Origin of the sequence: Citrobacter sp. RHBSTW-00881 (assembly GCF_013728515.1) — a bacterium.
In the GTDB taxonomy this organism is placed as follows: domain Bacteria; phylum Pseudomonadota; class Gammaproteobacteria; order Enterobacterales; family Enterobacteriaceae; genus Citrobacter; species Citrobacter braakii.
Genome location: NZ_CP056269.1, coordinates 133,266 through 153,820 on the forward strand (window position 1 = coordinate 133,266; position 20,555 = coordinate 153,820).

General features: G+C 53.0%; 21 protein-coding genes. 9 read left to right on the forward strand and 12 right to left on the reverse strand.

The window, feature by feature from the left end; all coding sequences use genetic code 11:
* The first annotated feature begins 241 nt into the window (after nt 1-241).
* Nucleotides 242-1,438, forward strand: a complete 1,197-nt coding sequence (kbl, locus tag HV311_RS00650; RefSeq protein WP_191220603.1) for a glycine C-acetyltransferase — start codon at nt 242-244, stop codon at nt 1,436-1,438.
* Between the two features lie 9 nt (nt 1,439-1,447).
* The gene (gene tdh, locus HV311_RS00655) at nt 1,448-2,473 is read left to right on the forward strand and encodes an L-threonine 3-dehydrogenase (RefSeq protein ID WP_046275753.1); all 1,026 of its coding nucleotides are present in this window, start codon (nt 1,448-1,450) and stop codon (nt 2,471-2,473) included.
* 67 nt (nt 2,474-2,540) lie between these two features.
* Here the strand turns inward: tdh and rfaY are convergent, their stop codons facing one another.
* Nucleotides 2,541-3,227: a lipopolysaccharide core heptose(II) kinase RfaY gene (gene rfaY, locus HV311_RS00660; protein WP_047502168.1), complete on the reverse strand. Its 687-nt coding sequence runs from the start codon at nt 3,225-3,227 to the stop codon at nt 2,541-2,543.
* 244 nt (nt 3,228-3,471) lie between these two features.
* Here rfaY and HV311_RS00665 point away from each other — a divergent pair, with 244 nt between their 5' ends.
* Nucleotides 3,472-4,506 (forward strand): glycosyltransferase, encoded by a 1,035-nt coding sequence (locus HV311_RS00665; protein ID WP_101700435.1) that lies wholly within the window; start codon nt 3,472-3,474, stop codon nt 4,504-4,506.
* On the opposite strand, the gene HV311_RS00670 is transcribed toward HV311_RS00665, so the two are convergent.
* From HV311_RS00670 to gpmM, 3 genes are read right to left on the reverse strand one after another with little or no spacing between them, the layout of a single operon-like run.
* Entirely contained in the window at nt 4,493-5,464 is a 972-nt protein-coding gene (locus HV311_RS00670) for a divergent polysaccharide deacetylase family protein (protein ID WP_103284429.1), read from the reverse strand. The genes HV311_RS00665 and HV311_RS00670 overlap by 14 nt on opposite strands.
* 3 nt (nt 5,465-5,467) lie before the next feature.
* Nucleotides 5,468-6,727, reverse strand: coding sequence for a murein hydrolase activator EnvC (envC, locus tag HV311_RS00675; RefSeq protein ID WP_231390992.1), 1,260 nt, complete (start codon nt 6,725-6,727; stop codon nt 5,468-5,470).
* 33 nt (nt 6,728-6,760) lie between these two features.
* Complete coding sequence (gpmM, locus tag HV311_RS00680) at nt 6,761-8,305, reverse strand: 2,3-bisphosphoglycerate-independent phosphoglycerate mutase (RefSeq protein WP_191220604.1); 1,545 nt, start codon at nt 8,303-8,305, stop codon at nt 6,761-6,763.
* Between the two features lie 247 nt (nt 8,306-8,552).
* Between gpmM and HV311_RS00685 the strand changes: the two genes are divergently transcribed.
* The 5 genes from HV311_RS00685 (at nt 8,553) to cysE (ending at nt 11,719) form a co-directional block, all read left to right on the forward strand.
* Entirely contained in the window at nt 8,553-8,984 is a 432-nt protein-coding gene (locus HV311_RS00685; RefSeq protein ID WP_005120473.1) for a rhodanese-like domain-containing protein, read from the forward strand.
* 51 nt (nt 8,985-9,035) lie between these two features.
* Entirely contained in the window at nt 9,036-9,287 is a 252-nt protein-coding gene (gene grxC, locus HV311_RS00690) for a glutaredoxin 3 (protein WP_003024152.1), read from the forward strand.
* Nucleotides 9,288-9,333: 46 nt separating this feature from the next.
* Nucleotides 9,334-9,801 carry a protein-export chaperone SecB gene (gene secB, locus HV311_RS00695; protein ID WP_003024155.1) on the forward strand — a complete coding sequence of 156 codons (468 nt, stop codon included), beginning with the start codon at nt 9,334-9,336 and terminating at the stop codon, nt 9,799-9,801.
* Nucleotides 9,801-10,820: an NAD(P)H-dependent glycerol-3-phosphate dehydrogenase gene (gpsA, locus tag HV311_RS00700; RefSeq protein WP_016154966.1), complete on the forward strand. Its 1,020-nt coding sequence runs from the start codon at nt 9,801-9,803 to the stop codon at nt 10,818-10,820. The genes secB and gpsA overlap by 1 nt, the downstream gene beginning before the upstream one ends.
* A 77-nt stretch (nt 10,821-10,897) precedes the next feature.
* Nucleotides 10,898-11,719, forward strand: a complete 822-nt coding sequence (gene cysE / locus HV311_RS00705) for a serine O-acetyltransferase (protein WP_016154965.1) — start codon at nt 10,898-10,900, stop codon at nt 11,717-11,719.
* A gap of 181 nt (nt 11,720-11,900) precedes the next feature.
* On the opposite strand, the gene trmL is transcribed toward cysE, so the two are convergent.
* From trmL to HV311_RS00735, 6 genes are all read right to left on the reverse strand, one after another.
* Nucleotides 11,901-12,374 carry a tRNA (uridine(34)/cytosine(34)/5-carboxymethylaminomethyluridine(34)-2'-O)-methyltransferase TrmL gene (gene trmL / locus HV311_RS00710; protein ID WP_049042808.1) on the reverse strand — a complete coding sequence of 158 codons (474 nt, stop codon included), beginning with the start codon at nt 12,372-12,374 and terminating at the stop codon, nt 11,901-11,903.
* 46 nt (nt 12,375-12,420) lie between these two features.
* Nucleotides 12,421-13,761: an MFS transporter gene (locus tag HV311_RS00715; protein WP_191220605.1), complete on the reverse strand. Its 1,341-nt coding sequence runs from the start codon at nt 13,759-13,761 to the stop codon at nt 12,421-12,423.
* Nucleotides 13,762-13,956: 195 nt separating this feature from the next.
* Complete coding sequence (lldD, locus tag HV311_RS00720) at nt 13,957-15,147, reverse strand: FMN-dependent L-lactate dehydrogenase LldD (protein ID WP_016154962.1); 1,191 nt, start codon at nt 15,145-15,147, stop codon at nt 13,957-13,959.
* Nucleotides 15,144-15,920 carry a transcriptional regulator LldR gene (lldR, locus tag HV311_RS00725; RefSeq protein WP_003024170.1) on the reverse strand — a complete coding sequence of 259 codons (777 nt, stop codon included), beginning with the start codon at nt 15,918-15,920 and terminating at the stop codon, nt 15,144-15,146. The genes lldD and lldR overlap by 4 nt, the downstream gene beginning before the upstream one ends.
* Nucleotides 15,917-17,572 carry an L-lactate permease gene (gene lldP / locus HV311_RS00730; RefSeq protein ID WP_016154960.1) on the reverse strand — a complete coding sequence of 552 codons (1,656 nt, stop codon included), beginning with the start codon at nt 17,570-17,572 and terminating at the stop codon, nt 15,917-15,919. Before lldP ends, lldR begins: the two co-directional genes overlap by 4 nt.
* 262 nt (nt 17,573-17,834) lie before the next feature.
* The gene (locus HV311_RS00735) at nt 17,835-18,197 is read right to left on the reverse strand and encodes a YibL family ribosome-associated protein (protein WP_191220606.1); all 363 of its coding nucleotides are present in this window, start codon (nt 18,195-18,197) and stop codon (nt 17,835-17,837) included.
* Nucleotides 18,198-18,489: 292 nt separating this feature from the next.
* Between HV311_RS00735 and HV311_RS00740 the strand changes: the two genes are divergently transcribed.
* Nucleotides 18,490-18,696 carry a hypothetical protein gene (locus HV311_RS00740; RefSeq protein ID WP_016154958.1) on the forward strand — a complete coding sequence of 69 codons (207 nt, stop codon included), beginning with the start codon at nt 18,490-18,492 and terminating at the stop codon, nt 18,694-18,696.
* A 12-nt stretch (nt 18,697-18,708) separates the two neighbouring features.
* Here HV311_RS00740 and mtlR read toward each other — a convergent pair whose 3' ends face one another.
* Nucleotides 18,709-19,299: a mannitol operon repressor MtlR gene (gene mtlR / locus HV311_RS00745; RefSeq protein WP_005120486.1), complete on the reverse strand. Its 591-nt coding sequence runs from the start codon at nt 19,297-19,299 to the stop codon at nt 18,709-18,711.
* Nucleotides 19,296-20,444: a mannitol-1-phosphate 5-dehydrogenase gene (mtlD, locus tag HV311_RS00750; RefSeq protein WP_220131810.1), complete on the reverse strand. Its 1,149-nt coding sequence runs from the start codon at nt 20,442-20,444 to the stop codon at nt 19,296-19,298. The genes mtlR and mtlD overlap by 4 nt, the downstream gene beginning before the upstream one ends.
* Between the last annotated feature and the right edge of the window lie 111 nt (nt 20,445-20,555).

Consider the following 20,555-nt stretch of genomic DNA (forward strand, 5'->3'; position numbering starts at 1 on the left):
AATGCTGCAAAGGCATTCTTCTGCTATTGCTGTTGTTTTTTTATGATTTTTTATAAAATCCAGCCAATTCAATTGGTTGAGATTCAGTGCGTCCAATGAATCCATACGACGGCATCACTGATTAGCCATGTGGGTATACGTGATTTATGCTTCATTTTGAAGAAGTGATGATGCGTCATCTCGTATCAGCGTATAGCTTTGGGTAATATGTGCTGAAATTTGCCCAGTCTGGAGAATTGAAATGCGTGGGGATTTTTACAAACAGTTAACGAACGATCTCGAAACCGCACGTGCGGAAGGATTGTTTAAAGAAGAGCGCATTATTACGTCTGCCCAGCAGGCGGATATCACCGTGGCGGACGGAAGCCACGTTATTAACTTTTGTGCGAACAACTATCTGGGGCTGGCTAACCACCCGGAACTGATTGCAGCTGCAAAAGCAGGTATGGATTCTCACGGATTTGGTATGGCTTCGGTCCGCTTTATTTGCGGTACCCAGGACAGCCATAAGCAACTGGAGCAAAAACTGGCGGCATTCCTCGGTATGGAAGATGCCATTCTTTACTCTTCCTGCTTTGACGCCAACGGCGGCCTGTTTGAAACGCTGCTGGGCGCAGAAGATGCGATTATCTCAGATGCGCTCAACCACGCTTCTATCATTGACGGTGTTCGCTTGTGTAAAGCAAAGCGTTTCCGTTACGCCAACAACGACATGGTCGAACTGGAAGCTCGTTTGAAAGAAGCGCGTGAAGCGGGAGCCCGTCATATCATGATCGCCACCGATGGCGTGTTCTCTATGGATGGTGTGATAGCTAACCTGAAAGGCGTTTGTGACCTGGCGGATAAATACGACGCGCTGGTCATGGTTGATGATTCCCATGCTGTCGGCTTTGTCGGCGAAAATGGTCGTGGCTCACATGAATACTGTGACGTTATGGGGCGTGTGGACATCATCACTGGTACGCTGGGTAAAGCTCTCGGCGGCGCATCTGGCGGTTATACCGCAGCGCGCAAAGAGGTTGTTGAGTGGCTGCGCCAGCGTTCCCGTCCGTATCTGTTCTCCAACTCATTGGCTCCTGCAATTGTTTCTGCCTCCATTAAAGTGCTGGAGATGGTCGAAGCAGGCAGCGAGCTGCGCGATCGCCTGTGGGCGAACGCACGTCAGTTCCGCGAGCAAATGTCTGCCGCAGGCTTTACGTTAGCGGGAGCGGATCACGCAATTATCCCGGTCATGTTGGGGGATGCGGTAGTGGCGCAAGATTTCGCCCGCGAGCTGCAAAAAGAGGGGATTTACGTTACTGGATTCTTCTATCCGGTGGTTCCAAAAGGTCAGGCGCGTATTCGTACCCAGATGTCTGCGGCGCATACCCCTGAGCAGATTACGCGTGCTGTTGAGGCGTTCACACGCATTGGTAAACAACTGGGCGTTATTGCCTGAGGATGTGAAATGAAAGCGTTATCCAAACTGAAAGCGGAAGAGGGCATTTGGATGACCGACGTTCCTGAACCGGAAGTCGGCCATAACGATTTGCTGATTAAAATCCGTAAAACAGCCATCTGCGGGACTGACGTTCACATTTATAACTGGGATGAATGGTCGCAAAAAACCATCCCGGTACCGATGGTCGTTGGACATGAATATGTCGGCGAAGTTGTTGGCATCGGCCAGGAAGTTAAAGGCTTTAAAATCGGCGATCGCGTTTCAGGCGAAGGTCATATCACCTGCGGGCATTGCCGTAACTGCCGCGGTGGACGTACTCACCTGTGCCGCAATACGACCGGTGTTGGCGTAAACCGTCCAGGCTGCTTTGCAGAGTACCTGGTGATCCCGGCATTTAACGCGTTTAAAATTCCGGACAACATCTCTGACGACCTGGCGTCTATCTTCGATCCGTTCGGTAATGCGGTGCATACGGCGCTGTCGTTCGATCTGGTTGGGGAAGATGTGCTGGTTTCCGGCGCGGGTCCAATCGGTATTATGGCGGCAGCGGTTGCCAGGCACGTTGGCGCACGCCACGTGGTGATTACCGATGTTAATGAGTATCGCCTTGAACTGGCGCGTAAAATGGGCATCACTCGCGCGGTCAACGTGTCGAAAGAGAGTCTGACCGACGTGATGGCTGAACTGGGCATGACCGAAGGGTTTGATGTCGGTCTGGAGATGTCCGGCGCGCCGCCAGCGTTTCGCACCATGCTGGACACCATGAACCACGGTGGCCGTATTGCTATGCTGGGTATTCCACCATCAGACATGTCCATCGACTGGACTAAAGTTATCTTTAAGGGATTGTTTATTAAAGGTATCTACGGTCGTGAGATGTTTGAGACCTGGTACAAGATGGCCGCATTGATTCAGTCTGGTCTGGATTTGTCGCCGATCATCACCCATCGATTCTCCATTGATGAATTCCAGCAGGGCTTTGACGCGATGCGCTCGGGCCAGTCAGGGAAAGTGATCCTGAGCTGGGATTGAATGCTCGACTTGTATTAAATGCTACCAACGGCCAGATTCTTTATTCTGGCCGTATAAATAATAAATACTATTTGCCACGAAGCTTTCTGGATAAAGATCTTATCGCTTCTTTGAGCCAGATGAGCTTATAGATTAATCCTTTTCCTTTGATGTTAATATGATATTTTCGCTGCAAAGCTAAAATATCATTAGCCTGGCAAATCTTCATATTTCCCTTACAGGATAAGTCAATTATTCTTAATTCACCGCCTGGCGTACGAATGAAATTTCCAGGGTGGATATCATTAGATGCCAACCCGGCTTTGTGAAGGCGCAGAACGCACTGCTTCACTTCATCGGCATTCTTATGGTTAATTTCTTTTAAAGGAGTGCCTTCAACATATTCATGAATAATATAAACATCATGACACTGACGAAGTCGTACTTTTTCAGCGGCATAGTAGAGATCGGCTGTACAGGCGCGCATTTCCGGGGAGAGTGTGTCCAGCTTCTTGATGAGCCAGGAATAAAAGGGGCCGGAGATAAAATTCTGCATTTTTTTCTCAAATCGAGGATCAACTTCACGGTCGTTTTTGATGATAAATTTTTGTGAGTTGTACTCGACCAGTTCTACACTGCGCATGGCGTTACCACTGCTCAATGGTTTGCCACTGATTTCTTTGTTTATATACTTATTCATCAGTGACTTAAGGTCTGTTTTGGTCTCTTTGCAATAGACCGTATAACCTTTCTCATGTGTCTTACTGATGGCCATCACTTTCCTCAATATCAGTGTACATCGCGCGTTAATTTACAGGGGTATAGTATACAGGTTGTGTCCCTCAATATGTAGACGATCTGAGCTATCACAGCCCGCTGAACTCAGGCGCCGCATGGCATTTTCCCATACTGGTTGCTTTCGCTGCGCCGCTTCTGAAAATTAAACGTTCTAGCCTTAATAATTCCTTAATGAAACTGTAGTAAAAGTCATCAGTGTACTGACAAACTTGGGTTATCTGATGAGAAACCGCACAAATATGTTGAGTGTTATTATTCCGTTGTATAACGCGGGTGATAGTTTTCGGGGTTGCATGGAATCTTTGATCGCACAGACATGGGCTGCGATAGAGATCATTATTGTGGATGACGGTTCAACGGATAACTCTGTTGATATTGCAAGACATTATGCTGATAACTATTCCCATGTCCGGTTGTTACATCAGGCTAACGCCGGGGCATCTGTCGCGCGTAATCGTGGTCTGGCAGTGGCCAAAGGGGATTATGTTGCATTTGTCGATGCCGATGACCTGGTTTATCCCAATATGTATGAAACCCTGATGACCATGGCGCTTCAGGATGACCTCGATCTGGCACAGTGCAATTCTGATTGGTGCATTTTCGAAACGGGGGACACCTGGCAATCAATACCGACGGACCGTCTGCGGTCTACGGGTGTATTGACCGGCCCCGACTGGTTACGTATGGCATTGGCTTCACGCCGTTGGACGCATGTGGTCTGGATGGGGGTTTATCGCAGAGATGTTATCGAGAAAAACAAGATAGCGTTTATTCCAGGGTTGCATCATCAGGATATTGTATGGACGACGGAGTTTATGTTTAACGCCAAACGTGTGCGATATACCGAGCAATCATTGTATAAATACTTCTTACACGATCAATCAGTTAGCCGCCTTAAAAGACAAGGCTTAAAAAATCTCAATTACCAACGCCACTATATTAAAATTACACGGTTATTGGATAAGTTGAATCGTGAATATGCGGGTCGGATTACTATTTATCCGGAATTTCATCAGCAAATAACCTATGAAGCATTACGCGTTTGCCACGCAGTACGCAAAGAGCCGGATGTCCATATTCGTCAACGCATGATTGCAGAGATTTTTGTCTCTGGTATGTATAAGCGCATGATTACTAACGTACGCAGCGCCAAAGTTTTGTACCAGGCGCTGCTATGGTCATTCCGTCTCTGGAAATGGCGCGATAAAACATCCTCGCCCTCTCGTATTGCCCGTAAAACGCTTAATTTACGTTAGCGTTCATAGCGCTGGGTGAGGATGTATTCCCCCAGCCCTGCCATTGCAGGCGCATGTACTGCACCAGCGTGCTTTGGGTGATGCTTTCACCGAGCACGCTGAAGAAGCGGCTGGCGTAAACCGGCTCTAACGGCTGCTTCGGTTTGCATAATCTCACCCCGCGGAAAGGATTACGTGGCACATCAGGTTTACCATTCTTCGGCGGTGTAAGGTTTGGTCTGGAGGTGTCTACCTGTGGTTCATTGAGCAGGCTGCTTGGGCGAACCAGCGTAATGTCCGCAGGCAGGTTATAAAGCATCTGCTGCAGGACGCGAACCGTCGAAGGGTGAGGATGCCCAATGGCAATTGCTGAACCGTTGCGGCGCGCAAGCTCAACGGCCCGATTAAACTGACGGCGAATATCGGCTTCGTTTTGCGTGTCATCCAGGAAGACTTTGCGTTTGATAACCTTCACGCCGGTTCCTGATGCTGCGCGCATTGCCTGACTGTTGCCGATGGTCATACTGTCCAGGAAGTAGAGATCGTAGCGTTCCAGCGCCTGCATCACCTTCTGCATGCCGAACAGGCTGGAGGTCATCGCGCTGCCCATATGGTTGTTCAGCCCGACCGCATTCGGTACTTTGCTTACCGCGTCGCGAATAATCCGCTCAATCTCTTCGCTGCTCATTTCCGGGCGCAAAGTATCTTTCTCTAACGGCTGTTTGCTCAGCGGCGCCATCGGTAGATGGATTAACACTTCATGCCCGCTGTTATGCGCTTTAATCGCCATTTCACGCGCGTGTGGGGCATTAGGCAGAACGGCAACGGAGAGGGTGGAAGGCATCGCCAGAACCTGATTTTCGGTGTGTGGACGATAGCCGAAATCATCAATAACGATGGCAAGTTTGCCAGCAAAAACAGGTGTTGCGAAGGCCAGCACGCTGGCGAGAGAGAATAATAGACGACGAAATTGAGGCAAAACTTATCTTCCCAACCACGGCTGTGGATTGACCGCCTGACCCTGGCGACGAATTTCGAAATAGAGTGCCGGCCTGCCCTGTCCGCCGCTGCTACCCACAAGTGCAATAGGCTGCCCGGCGCGAACCTGCGTACCGACGCTGACCAGCGCGCTCTGGTTATAACCGTAAAGGCTCATATCGCCTTTACCGTGCTCAACGACGACCACCAGACCGTAGCCTTGCAACCAGTCCGCCAGAATGACGCGACCATCGGCAATGGCTTTAACTTCGGTGCCTTCGGATGCGCCAATAACCATCCCCTTCCAACGTAGCTCACCTTGCAACTGTTCGCCATAACGATGTAGCGTTGGACCACGAACGGGCCAGAATGCCTGGCCGCGTGGGGAACCTAAACCGCCGGTACGGGACATCAGTGATTTTTCGCTTTCGGTTGGCTTGTAGGTTGAGCCTTTCCGTGACGCATCCTTCTGTTTGTCACGTACGGCCTGCGCCTCGCGTGCTTCACGTTCCGCGCGTGCTTTGGCTGCGGCTTCGGCGCGAGCAATGCTGTTGCGCAGGCGTGATTCGTTGGCGCGCATTTCGCCCAGTTGCTGCTGACCCTGCTGAATCGATGACTCCAGACCCGAGAGCGTCTTCTTGCGTTCATTACGCGCCTGCTCCAGCTTAGCCTGCTGAGCGCGCTGTTCGTACAGCAACGTCTGCTGTTCGCTCTGCTTATCTTCCAGCTCGGCTTTTTGCGAGTCGACCTCTTCGCGGGTTTGTTTCAACTGCGCGATGGTTTCCTGCCGCGCCTGGTTCAGATAGCCGAAATAGGCCTGCAGGCGTTGCCCGCGCTGGCTCTCTTCCCCGCTCAGAATGAGCTGAATACCGGTGTGTTCGCCCTGGCGAAACGCTGCGTCAAGTTGCGCTGCCAGGCTACGCTCTTGCGCAGCCCGCTGTTTTTCCAGCTTCGCGAGGGCGGCATTCATCTCTGTGATTTGTGCATTCAGCTGCGCCAGCGAGTTTTGCGTTTCGCGTAGTTGCCTGGCGGCAACGGCGATGGCCTGTTCCTGAGCTTTAAGTTGAGCGAGGAGAGTGGAGCGTTGTTGTTGTTGTTGGCGTACCGCGCGTTCTTTTGCCGCGATATCAGCCTGAATAGATTTGAGCTGATCGCGCTCGTCCGCGTGGGCGGAAAAGGCGCACAGCAATACGCCAGCGCTAAGCGCGCTGGCGTAGAACAAGGGCCTGACTGAAAGCTTTCGCAGTTTCACGGCCCAAGTGATGGTATTAATCGCCTTTCCCCTCATGGGGAGGGATTATTCCACGATGAACAGCGGCTTACCAGTCATCTCTTGCGGGATTTCCATACCCATCAGCGTCAGCATCGTCGGGGCGATATCAGAAAGTTTGCCGCCTTCAACTGCTTTGACGTTTTTACCACCGACATAAATCAGCGGAACGGGCAGGTTGGTGTGTGCTGTATGCGCCTGACCGGTGGACGGATCGCGCATTTGCTCTGCGTTACCGTGGTCGGCGGTGATCAGCAGTTGGCCGCCAACGGATTCAACCGCTTTAGTCACCTGCTCAACGCAGTGATCCAGCGCTTCAACCGCTTTAACCGCAGCTTCCATCACCCCGGTGTGACCAACCATGTCGCCGTTCGGGTAGTTACAAATGATGGTGTCGTATTTTCCGCTCTGAATCGCAGCAACCAGCTTCTCAGTCAGCTCAGCAGAGCTCATTTCCGGCTGCAGATCGTAGGTCGAGACTTTCGGCGAGTTGATCAGGATGCGATCTTCGCCTTTGAACGGCTCTTCTACGCCGCCGTTAAAGAAGAAGGTCACGTGGGCATATTTTTCAGTTTCGGAAATACGCAGCTGCGTTTTGTCATTCTTCGCCATCCACTCGCCAAGGGTGTTGGCCAGAGACGCTGGTGGGTAAGCAACAGCCGTTTTGATGTCGGCTGCGTATTCGGTCAGCATCACAAAGTTGAGGTTAACGACTTTCTTACGGGCGAAGCCGTCGAAGTCAGCGTTAACAAACGCACGGGTGATTTCACGCGCACGGTCAGCACGGAAGTTCATGAAAATCAGCGTATCGCCGTCTTCCATGGCGGCTTCAGCCTGGCCTTCAGCACGGATCACGGTCGCTTTCACGAATTCGTCGTTTTCGTCGCGGGCATAAGCAGCCTGCAGGCCTTCAACAGCCGTAGCGAACTGGAACTCGCCTTTTGCCAGCGTCATCAGGTCATAAGCCTGTTCAACGCGATCCCAACGGTTGTCGCGGTCCATGGCGTAGTAACGACCGATGATGGACGCTACGCGGCCTTTGCCCAGCGCGGCAAATTTCTCTTCGAATTTCTGCAGCGAATGTTCAGCGCTGCGCGGCGGGGTATCACGGCCATCAAGGAAAGCGTGCAGATAGATTTTCTCAGCACCGCGTTCAGCTGCCATTTCGACCATCGCCATGATGTGATCTTCGTGGCTGTGAACGCCGCCAGCAGAGAGCAGGCCCATGATATGAACCGCTTTGCCGCTATTTTTTGCCTGGTCGACCGCATCGGTCAGCACTGGGTTAGCGAAGAAAGTCCGTTCTTTAATTTCAACATCCAGACGGGTCAGGTCCTGATACACGATGCGGCCCGCGCCCAGGTTGACGTGACCCACTTCGGAGTTGCCCATCTGGCGATCGGGCAGGCCGACTTCCAGGCCAGAGGCATCAATCAGGGTATGCGGACGTTTTGCCCACAGAGCATCCATTACCGGGGTTTTGGCATTAAAGATGGCGTTATCCTGGCTGTCTTCACGATAGCCATAGCCATCCAGAATCACCAGTACCATAGGTTTTTTAGAAACCGACATTGCGACAACCTCACACTCAATAGACAAAAATAATTGCGTAATTTTACTACAGCTGAATCGATAAAATAGCCCCAGAAGATCAAATAATCGACCAGAGCGTGTCGCAGAGGGCGCGGATTTACGTTTTTTTTTCCGTAGCGCCCCGCAAAAATGCAATCCAATGCACGCTCTGGCTGTATTTGCGCCAACGCGCAGGTATACTCCTTTCCTGGTTTTTTAATCACTAAGTCGGGAGTTGTTACCCCCCATGCAAGAAATTATGCAATTTGTTAGTCGCCACCCTGTATTGAGTATCGCCTGGATTGCGTTACTGGCGGCTGTATTATTTACCACGTTTAAGAGCCTGACTTCGAAAGTGAAGGTAATTACGCGCGGAGAAGCCACTCGTCTTATCAACAAAGAAGATGCGGTGATTGTGGATTTACGTCAGCGCGACGACTTCCGCAAAGGTCATATCGCGGGCTCCACTAACCTGCTGCCGAGCGAAATCAAAGCCAACAATTTTGGTGAGCTGGAAAAACACAAAAACAAACCTGTTATTGTGGTTGATGGCTCTGGTATGCAGTGCCAGGATTCAGCAACTGCGCTGATTAAAGCCGGTTTTGAGCAGGTATCTGTACTGAAAGACGGCGTAGCGGGCTGGAGTGGCGAGAATCTGCCACTGGTTCGCGGCAAGTAATTTACCCGTATTCTTTCATGCCGCAGGGTAAAAGAACACTGGAGATAAGTCATGGCCAATATTGAGATCTATACCAAAGCGACCTGCCCGTTTTGCCATCGCGCAAAGGCACTGTTGAACAGCAAGGGTGTGAGTTTCCAGGAACTTCCGATTGACGGCGATGCCGTGAAGCGTGAAGAGATGATCAAGCGCAGTGGCCGTACAACGGTTCCGCAGATTTTTATTGATGCACAGCACATTGGTGGTTGTGACGACTTGTATGCGTTGGATGCACGTGGTGGACTGGATCCACTGCTGCGTTAAGGCGTACCGAAGTATTTAAAGGACAACACTAAAGGGTTTTCTCAACATGTCAGAACAAAATAACACTGAAATGGCTTTCCAGATCCAACGTATTTATACCAAGGATGTGTCTTTCGAAGCGCCAAATGCACCACATGTTTTCCAGAAAGATTGGCAGCCAGAGGTTAAACTGGATCTTGATACCGCATCTACCCAACTGGCAGATGATGTGTATGAAGTAGTGCTGCGTGTCACCGTAACGGCTTCTCTGGGTGAAGAAACTGCGTTCCTGTGTGAAGTTCAGCAGGGCGGTATTTTCTCCATCAGTGGTATTGAAGGGACTCAGATGGCGCATTGCCTTGGTGCATACTGCCCGAACATTCTGTTCCCGTATGCCCGCGAATGCATCACCAGCCTGGTTTCCCGCGGTACATTCCCGCAACTGAACCTTGCGCCGGTCAACTTTGATGCGCTGTTCATGAACTATTTACAGCAGCAGGCTGGCGAAGGTACTGAAGAACATCAGGATGCCTGATGAACCAAAGTAATGCTTCAATGACTGTGATTGGTGCCGGCTCGTACGGCACCGCTCTTGCCATCACCCTGGCAAGAAATGGCCATCAGGTTGTCCTGTGGGGCCATGATCCGAAACATATCGCGACCCTCGAGCACGATCGCTGCAACGTCGCGTTCCTCCCTGATGTGCCTTTTCCCGAAACGCTGCGCCTGGAAAGTGATTTAGCCACTGCGCTGGCCGCCAGTCGTAATATTCTGGTGGTGGTGCCTAGCCACGTCTTTGGCGAAGTGCTGCGCAACATCAAACCGCTGATGCGTCCTGACGCGCGTCTGGTCTGGGCGACAAAGGGTCTGGAAGCGGAAACGGGACGCCTGCTGCAGGACGTCGCGCGTGAAGCGCTGGGGAATTCTATTCCACTGGCGGTTATCTCCGGTCCGACGTTCGCCAAAGAGCTGGCGGCGGGCATGCCGACGGCGATTTCTCTGGCCTCGACGGACGACACCTTTGCTGACGATCTCCAGCAGTTGCTGCACTGCGGCAAGAGCTTCCGCGTTTACAGCAATCCGGATTTCATTGGCGTGCAGCTTGGCGGCGCGGTGAAAAACGTCATTGCGATTGGCGCGGGGATGTCTGACGGCATCGGTTTCGGCGCGAATGCGCGAACCGCATTGATCACCCGTGGACTGACCGAAATGTCTCGCCTTGGCGCGGCGTTGGGTGCCGATCCTGCCACCTTTATGGGGATGGCGGGTTTAGGCGATCTGGTGCTGACCTGTACCGACAACCAGTCGCGTAACCGTCGTTTTGGCATGATGCTCGGCCAGGGGATGGACGTGCAGGGGGCGCAGGATAAGATTGGTCAGGTGGTTGAAGGCTACCGCAATACGAAAGAAGTTCGTGAATTGGCGCACCGTTTTGGTGTTGAGATGCCAATAACCGAGGAAATTTATCAAGTATTGTATTGCGGAAAAAACGCGCGCGAGGCAGCATTGACGTTATTAGGCCGTGCACGCAGGGACGAGCTGAGTCGCCACTAGCTGTAAGGAACTGTTGAATATAACGACCCGACCCGCGAAGAACGGGTCGGTCGTTTTGCTACCTTCTGGAGTACGCAATGCCGTGTGAAGAACTGGATATCGTCTGGAAAAACATTAAAGCGGAAGCCCGGGCACTGGCGGAATGTGAGCCAATGCTGGCCAGTTTTTATCACGCAACGTTGCTCAAGCATGAAAACCTCGGCAGTGCGCTGAGCTATATGCTGGCGAATAAACTCGCTTCTCCGATCATGCCCGCCATTGCCATTCGCGAAGTCGTGGAAGAGGCCTACGCGGCCGATCCTGAAATGATTGCCTCAGCGGCCTGTGATATTCAGGCGGTACGCACGCGTGATCCGGCTGTCGATAAATATTCCACCCCACTTCTGTATCTGAAGGGCTTTCATGCGCTTCAGGCCTACCGTATCGGTCACTGGCTGTGGCATCAGGGGCGTCAGGCGCTGGCGATCTTCCTGCAAAATCAGGTGTCCGTTAGCTTCCAGGTAGACATTCACCCGGCGGCAAAAATTGGCCGTGGGATTATGCTCGATCACGCCACTGGTATTGTGGTCGGTGAAACTGCCGTGATTGAAAACGACGTCTCTATTTTGCAATCCGTCACGCTGGGCGGGACCGGTAAAGCTGGCGGTGACCGTCATCCGAAAATTCGTGAAGGCGTGATGATTGGCGCGGGAGCAAAAATTCTCGGCAACATTGAAGTCGGGCGCGGCGCGAAGATTGGCGCAGGTTCCGTCGTTTTACAGCCGGTACCCCCGCATACCACTGCAGCAGGCGTTCCGGCACGCATCGTCGGCAAGCCTGACAGCGATAAGCCGTCCATGGATATGGATCAGCATTTCAACGGGATACATCATACTTTTGAGTATGGAGATGGTATCTGATTTCGAGCTATCTTACCTGGCAGATTAAACCTGGGCTGTGCTCGTCATCCTCACGGACTGCGTGTACGCTCCGGTGACTGCGCGCAGTCCGTGTTCAATCTGTCTGCGCCGATAACGCTCGAAATGAATTTCATCAAATTAATGTAGGTCGGATCAGGCGCTAGCCGCCATCCAACAATCATCAGCTACGCAGTACCGCGCCCGGATACCCTAGCTGGCGCCAGGCCTCATACACCACCACCGACACCGCATTTGACAGGTTCATGCTGCGACTGTCTGGCATCATTGGAATACGAATTTTTTGTTCGGCCGGCAGCGCGTCAAGGATGCTGGCTGGCAGACCGCGTGTTTCCGGACCAAACATCAGATAATCCCCGTCCTGATAGCATACCGCGCTATGCGCTGGCGTACCTTTGGTGGTCAGAGCAAACAGGCGCTGCGGATGTTCTGCGGCGACGAAGGCGGCGTAATCAGAGTGGCGCAGCACGGCGGTAAATTCATGGTAATCCAGCCCCGCGCGACGCAGGCGCTTGTCGTCCCAGGTAAAGCCCATTGGCTCTATAATATGCAGACGAAAGCCGGTGTTGGCGCAAAGACGGATAATATTGCCGGTATTTGGCGGGATTTCTGGTTCGAATAAAACGATGTTAAGCATACTGCCCCCTTGATAACGGGGGGCAGAATAGCAGAAAGAGCGGGTACTATGCGACGGTCAGCGCGTGCGGTTTATAGCGTTGCAGCTTGTAAATTGTCGCGGCAGCAGCGACCAGGGCCGGAAGGCTGAGGAACATTAAGATACTGTCTGCCTGCCATTGCAGGGAAAGCAACTGGGCGCTCATCATCGTTCCGGCTACGCCGCCGAAGCGGCCCACGCCCTGCATCCAGGCAATGCCCGTCGCACGGCAGTGGGTTGGATAAAACGTGGCGGCCAGCGTCTGCAGCCCGGACTGCGCGCCGTTCATGGTAATCCCCATCAGGAAGATCAGTGCGCCGAACAAGATGATGTGGTTATGTTCAAACCCGAGAGCGAGGGCAAACAGCATCGTCAGAATGAAGCCGAGTGAGACCACTTTATGGGCTTCCCAGCGGTCCATTAACCAACCGGCCAGCAGGATCCCCGCCGTACCGCCAAAGGTAAACAGCGATGTCAGCCAGGCGGATTCGGCCAGCGCATAGCCCATTCCCAGCATCAGCGTTGGCATCCAGCTCAGCAGCACGTAATAGATAACCAGCCCCATAAAGTAGGTCATCCAGAGCATCAGCGTACCCGGCAGCCAGGGCATACTAAATAACTGTGCCACGCTGCTTTTTTTGACCGTGATACGGTCTTCATCCAGATAAAACTGGGTAACCTGTTCCAGACTTCCCAACATAAAGCGTTGAGCAATGCGTTTGATCTGTGCAACCCCTTTACCGCGGTGAACCAGATACTTAACCGACTCCGGCAGGAACAGCACCAACAGTACGGTGAGGACCAGTGGGGCGATCGCACCAGCAAGCAGAACACTGTGCCAGCCGTAGTTGGGGATCAGCCAGGAGGAGATCACGCCGCCGCCCGCAGCCCCTAATGGAAAGCCACAGTACATGGTGTTAATCGCCATTGAACGACAGCGTTTCGGGGCGAATTCTGACACCAGGGTGATGGCATTGGGCATTGCCGCGCCAAGCCCAAGCCCGGTGAGAAAGCGCCAAAACGTGAGCATATTCAGCGTCTGGGCATAGGCGGTTCCCAGACTGGCGAGGCCAAAGAACAGACAGGAAAAGACCAGGACGCGCTTACGACCCATACGATCGGAAATCGGTCCGGCCAGCAGGGCACCAAATGAGAGGCCCAATAGCGCGGCGCTTAACACCGGTCCAAGATCTTGTTTCTTGATGCCCCAGTCGGCTGAAAGCGTGGGGGCAATATAGCCCATCGCCGCCGTATCGAAGCCGTCAATGGCTAAAACCAGAAAACCCAGGACAATAATGACCCAGTGGAAGCGCGAAAAAGCACTGTCATCTATCGCCTGCTGGATATTCACTTTTCCGGAATAAGCCATGTCACCCTCGCCCGTTATGATGGTTGTTATATGTATAAAATGCTGTTGTATTAGCTTGTCTATACATTTGGCAGGTGGATAAAAAGTTGTCAAATATATTGGTTGTAAATGTTAACTAGTCGTTATTTTTGGATAAAAAATGGTCGAGCTGAAAACAGACCGACCATTCAGAAAATGGGGTTTACGGGGATGTTGTTACGCTGCGCTACCCTGGACCAGAGGTGCCAGCGCGGCAGGCAGGCTCTTACCCAGTTCCTGTACCAGCGAATCACGGCTGATTTCACTAATCGACTTCGCACCGGTCAGGGTCATCGCCACCTTCATCTCTTTCTCGATCAGGTTCAGCAGATTCGCCACACCGGCCTGGCCGTGGGTCGCCAGCGCGTACAGATAAGCACGCCCCAGCAGCACGCTATCCGCGCCCAGCGCTATCATGCGTACAACGTCCAGACCATTGCGGATCCCGCTATCAGCCAGAATGGTAATATCGCCTTTCACCGCATCGGCAATGGCGGGCAGCGCACGAGCTGAAGACAGCACGCCATCTAACTGACGGCCACCGTGGTTAGAGACAACGATGCCATCCGCGCCAAAGCGTACGGCGTCGCGGGCATCTTCAGGATCGAGGATCCCTTTGATCACCATCGGACCATCCCAGAATTCACGGATCCACTCGAGGTCTTTCCAGGAAATCGACGGATCGAAGTTATTCGCCAGCCAGCCGATGTAATCTTCAAGGCCGGTGGGTTTGCCAAGATAAGTCGAAATATTGCCTAAATCATGCGGGCGACCGTTCAGACCAACGTCCCATGCCCACTGTGGATGAGTGACTGCTTGCCAGTAGCGACGCAGTGCCGCATTTGGGCCGCTCATACCGGAATGGGCATCACGGTAGCGTGCGCCAGGCGTTGGCATATCGACGGTAAAGACCAGCGTGGAGCAACCCGCCGCTTTGGCGCGCTCCAGTGCGTTACGCATAAAACCGCGATCGCGCAGAACATACAGCTGGAACCACATCGGACGCTTGATGGTCGGGGCGACTTCTTCAATCGGACATACGGACACTGTGGAAAGCGTAAACGGAATGCCTTTGGCATCAGCGGCGGCGGCGGCCTGAACCTCGCCCCGGCGTGCGTACATGCCGCATAAGCCGACAGGCGCGAGGGCTACCGGCATGGAGAGTGTTTCGTTGAACAGCTTGGTTTCCAGGCTCAGGTCGGACATATTCTTCAGTACGCGCTGGCGCAGCGCCACCTCTGACAGGTCTGCCACGTTACGGCGCAAGGTGTGCTCGGCATACGCCCCGCCGTCAATATAGTGGAACAAGAAGGGGGGCAGGATGCGCTGGGCTGCGGCGCGATAGTCGCTGGCTGCTGAAATAATCATGTGTTGTTCTCCCTGCTATTCTCACCAGGATCACCGGGCAGGCGAGTAATACGCGCCTGCCGGGCCTGATCTTCATCAAATCGTTTAATTGTGGTGTGGACAAAACTGAGGTGCGCCATCATGGCCTTACGCGCCCCGTCGGCATCCCCGGCAACAATGGCGTCCAGCACGGCCTGATGCTGCGCCGTCAGTTGAGAAAATACGGGCGGTACCAGGTACATACGTTGGCGGCTCTGTTTTACCGAAGACTGCAGGACGTCGAAGAAACCGCGCATGGTCTGCAACAGCACCACGTTGTGTGAGGCTTCCGCAATGGCGAGATGAAAGCGAACGTCAGCCTGCGAGGCGAGATCCGGATCTTCGCTTTGCGTGGCCTCGAAACAGAGCCTGATTTTCTCTTTATCCGCGGCGGTGGCCCGCATGGCTGCGTGCCAGGCGGTACTGGCTTCGATGGCGTGGCGGGCCTCCAGAATATCGAAACTGTAATCAGGATCGTCCGCCAGTAGGGTTTTCAGCGGCTGAACGATGTTTTGTTCAGACCAGGCCTCATGCTGCCAGCGGATAAACGTCCCGCCGCCACGACGGCTAATCAGTACGCCTTCACTGACCAGCTTTGCTAACGCCTCGCGCAGCGAGTTACGCGATACGCCGAGCTGTACGGCCAGTTGGCGCTCAGCGGGCAACTTCATGCCCGCCTCCAGCTGTTGTTCTTCAATCAGCGCCCGCACACGAGATGCGACTTCGTCTGACAGGCGTCTGGGCATCACTATCATGGAATCATCCAGGTTAAGACATAGGCCTGCAGCGTGGTAATCACACCCACCATGCAGGTGAAAATCAGGCTGTGTTTCACGGTAAAGCGGAACAGGTCAGACTCTTTCCCCACTAATCCCACTGCCGCACAGGCGATAGCGATAGATTGCGGCGAGATCATCTTGCCGGTCACGCCGCCGGTGGTATTTGCCGCAACCATCAGCACATCCGAAACGCCGATTTGCTGAGCAGCCGTAGCCTGCAGGGCGGCAAACAGTGCGTTTGATGAGGTGTCGGACCCGGTCAGAAATACCCCCAGCCAGCCGAGGAACGGTGAGAAGAAGGTAAACGCGCTGCCGGTGTGTGCCAGGGCCAACGCCAGGGTTGATGAAAGCCCGGAGTAGTTTGAGATAAACGCGAATGCCAGCACCATTCCGATGGAGTAAATAGGTAATGCCAGATCTTTCAGCGTGCTGCCAAAAGTCTGCAGCGCTGCGGACGGCTTCATCTTCAACCAGACGATAGACAGCAGGGCGGCAAACAAAATTGCGGTACCGGTCGCGGAGAACCAGTCAAATTTATACACCGCCGCGTAGGCTGTGGCTTCGTGTACGACCGGCGGCATACGGGCAACCAGCTTATCGAGGTACGGAACCGGAATATTGACCACCCAGTGGTACATCGCGCCGCCTGGCGCAAACAGCGCTTTAAACGGCGGTACGCTCCACAGCGTGACGGTGGCGGTCAGGAACAGGAACGGAGACCAGGCGCGGACCACCTGTCCAGCGGTATAGTGGGTGCGAGCCAGCGTCTGATCGACCTGTGAAGCGCCCATATCGCCAAAGCGGAAGATGCGTACTGGCTGCCAGCGTTTCAGGAACAGCGTCAGGCAGACCAGCGAAACCAGAGACGAGATAATGTCTGGCAGTTCTGGCCCGATAAAGTTAGAGCTGAGGTACTGCGCGATAGCAAACGAGCCGCCAGCGACCATCACCGCAGGCCAGGTCTCTTTTACGCCGCGCCAGCCATCCATAATCGCCATAATCCAGAACAACACGATAATGGTCAGGAACGGTAACTGACGGCCCACCATCTGACCAATCTCGAAGCTATCCAGCCCGGTAACCTGACCGGCAACCAGAATCGGAATGCCCATTGCGCCAAAAGCGACCGGAGCGGTGTTTACGATCAGGCACAAACCTGCCGCGTACAGAGGATTAAAGCCCAGACCAACCAGCAGTGCGGCGGTAATCGCTACCGGAGCGCCAAATCCTGCCGCCCCTTCGAGGAATGCGCCAAAGGAGAAACCGACAATCAGCATTTGCAGACGTTGGTCCGGGGTAATCGAGAGTATTGAGGAGCGGATGATGTCGAACTGCCCGGTTTTCACCGAGATTTTATAGACGAATACCGCGGCGATAATAATCCAGGCAATTGGCCACAAACCATAGAAGAAGCCGTACACCACGGAAGCCAGAGCGTGATCGACCGGCATTTTGTAAAACAGCAGGGCGACCGTCAGAGCGATCACCACCGTCCATGACGCCGCAACATAGCCTTTCAGCTTGAGCTTAATCAGGGCGAAGAAAAAGAACAGGATAGGGAGCGATGCGATCAGACTGGAAAGCCAGATGTTACCGGCCGGGTCGTAGTTCTGTTGCCAGAGATTCATTGCAGGTCTCCTGGGGGCCGCCGACATAATGGAATGAGTCTGTGCTCATCTCCTGGTCACATTATGTGTAAAAGTGGCCCTGCCAATATTGTTGTGTAGGGGTAATGACAATGAATGGTTAATCAAATGTTATTTATTGGCAACGGTATTGTACGCACATTTTAATGAAATGTGAGGTGCTGGTAGGATCTGGCTGAAATTGGTAGGGCCAATTGCGAGGGGAAGGGAAGGACCGGGCAAGAGAATGTTGCCCGGTGGGAGATCAGAACTCGCTCTTCGCGAAGCCCGTCATCTCTTTCAGGCCCATTTCACGGCCAAGCTCGGTCATCGGGTGAACGACGATCAGGCCGCGCACGCTCTTCTTCAGCTTGCCCATGTCGGCCTGTTCTTTTTTGGTGATAGCACGACGGAAAGGAAGTTTCGCCAGCTTTTGCGCTTCTTTGCTCAGCTTCTGGCCGTGGACGTCACGCAGACGCGTAATCTCGGTTTCCAGCGTTTCTTTCTCTTGCTCCAGCTCGGCATATTTGTCGGCGGCTTCAACCAGGGACAGGTCTGCCTGCTGGTGGCGGATAGCGTCCAGACGATCGCTCAGGCGTTTAATTTCGTTTTTTTCGACTTCTTTCATAGGATAGCTTCTGATAAAAATAGGATGAATATCCTATAGTATGCGCGCAGAGCGGGATTATTCACAACTAATCGAAGATAAATAATCAAATGCCGTAAGTATTAATTAGCTAATGATAACTCTACTGTTTTGATTAACAAGGAATTTTAAGCAATAAGATCGGCCATGGTGCTTTTTGTTGACGTGTTCGTGGTGAAGCACGTTTTCCTCAATATAAACACCCAACCGATCCTAAACTTAAATGAGCAACCGCACAGGCTGAGCGCGGTTAATACATGGAGGAGGGAAGATTATGGCGAAAATAGGTGAGAACGTTTCGGCCCTTATTGATAAAACTGTCGATTTTATGGCTTCAAGCCAGGCTTTTCGCGAATATCTGAATAAAACACCCCCGCGCAACGTTGTGCCTACTGAAATACCGCAGGAGAATGCGCAGCTGTATCTGCAACGTCTGGCGTATTATCGGCAGCTGTATCGACCGCAGCAGGAAGAGAAGTAAGCATGCAGGGTCTTATTTTTGAAAGGCTTTTTTTAAGCTGATTTTAGAAATCAGCTCGGTCAGGGAAAGTACCATCGTGGAGCGTACCATCTGCTGGTAGCGCTGAATCTGCATTGCGTGCAAACCTGAGTCTGAGGTATCAAACTGCGGTGGCGGCGGGAGTGCCGTCACGCAGTGGAGTTCGCCAAACGGGCCAAGAATTTCGTCGTCGGTGAACGCGTATTCATTACCGTCATGGTTTAACTCTTCCCGCAGCGCCATCAGAAGCTCCGCATCTTCATACTCCGGCCGGCTGAGTACGCCCAGACCGTAAATTAGCTTCAGACGAACGGAAAGATCGCCCAGCGGACCGTCGCCGTCGAGCAGGGGTTCTACGGCATATTTTACCGCATAGTCGTCTTTGCGAAATACCTGAAGCACAAGGATATTCACCGCTTCGGTGAGCAGTTCTACGGCGGTGATGAGGAAGCTGCGTACGGTTTTGCCAGCATTCAGACGCTCAAGCACACGATTTTCAAAGGCCTGCGTTTGTTCCATTATTGCCTGCATATCTGACAATCTGTCATTTGGGCGCAGGCTGACCTGCGCCACATTCTCTATCATTTGGTTGCGTTATATACGTTAACCGCCTCCGCCACCACATCACTGTTGGCATCCAGACCGGAAACCTGCGCCAGCGCGGCCTGTGGACCTTTTTCGTCAATCAGCGCGACCAGTTCCTGGGCCTGCGGATCTTCTTCACTGCGATAGTGCATCGCTGCAGCAATACCGGTGACCAGATTCGCGTGCGGCAGGCCATACTCCAGCGTGCCCAGCAGCGGTTTAATCAGACGGTCGCCCGCGCTCAGTTTACGCAGCGGCTGACGCCCCACGCGCTCAACGTCATCTTTCAGATACGGGTTTTCAAAGCGACCGAGGATTTTCTGAATGTATGCCGCATGTTTTGCTGCATCAAAGCCATAGCGTTTGATCAGTACCGCGCCGCTCTCTTCCATCGCACCTTTTACCACTGCACGGATTTTCTCGTCGAGAATCGCGTCACGGATGGTCTGATGACCGGTCAATTTTCCGAGGTACGCGGTTATAGCATGCCCGGTGTTCAGCGTGAAGAGTTTACGTTCGACAAATGCCATCAGGTTATCAGTTAATTCCATTCCCGGGATGTCAGGCAGTTCGCCTTTGAACTGTGTTTTGTCGACAATCCACTCACTGAAGGTTTCGACGGTGACTTCCAGCGGATCGTTGGTCGCAGAAGCCGACGGGGGAACAATGCGGTCCACGGCGGAATCGACGAAGCCAACATGTTCTTCAACCCAGGATTTGTCTTCATCTGCCAGCGCGTTCATAACGTGGCCTTTCAACTGGGTGGTTCCGCGCACCATGTTTTCACAGGCGATAATATTCAGCGGAGTGGCGATGCCCTGCGCCTTGCGTTTAACCAGCCCTTTGGCGATGGCCGGAGCGATACGCTCAAGAACGACCGGACCGACGGCGGTAGTGACTAAATCTACCTGGGCAATCAGGTCGACAACATCATCGCCGATGCTGCTCACGGCGTTGACGCCGGAAACGGTATCAACCTGCTCGTTTTCACCCACCACATGAACCTGATAGCTATGACGGGCATTCAGGGCATCGAGCACGACCTGGTTTACATCCGCGAACGTCAGTTGTATCCCCGCGTCCGCCAGCAGTTTGCCGATAAAGCCACGACCGATATTACCTGCGCCAAAATGTAATGCTTTCATAGTATTAACCTTCATTAATGTTTTTACCCAAGAGGGCTGGGGTGAGGCTTTTCCCTCAACCTAACCCTCTCCACAAGGGAGAGGATATCGCCTTCATATTTCGAACTGCAG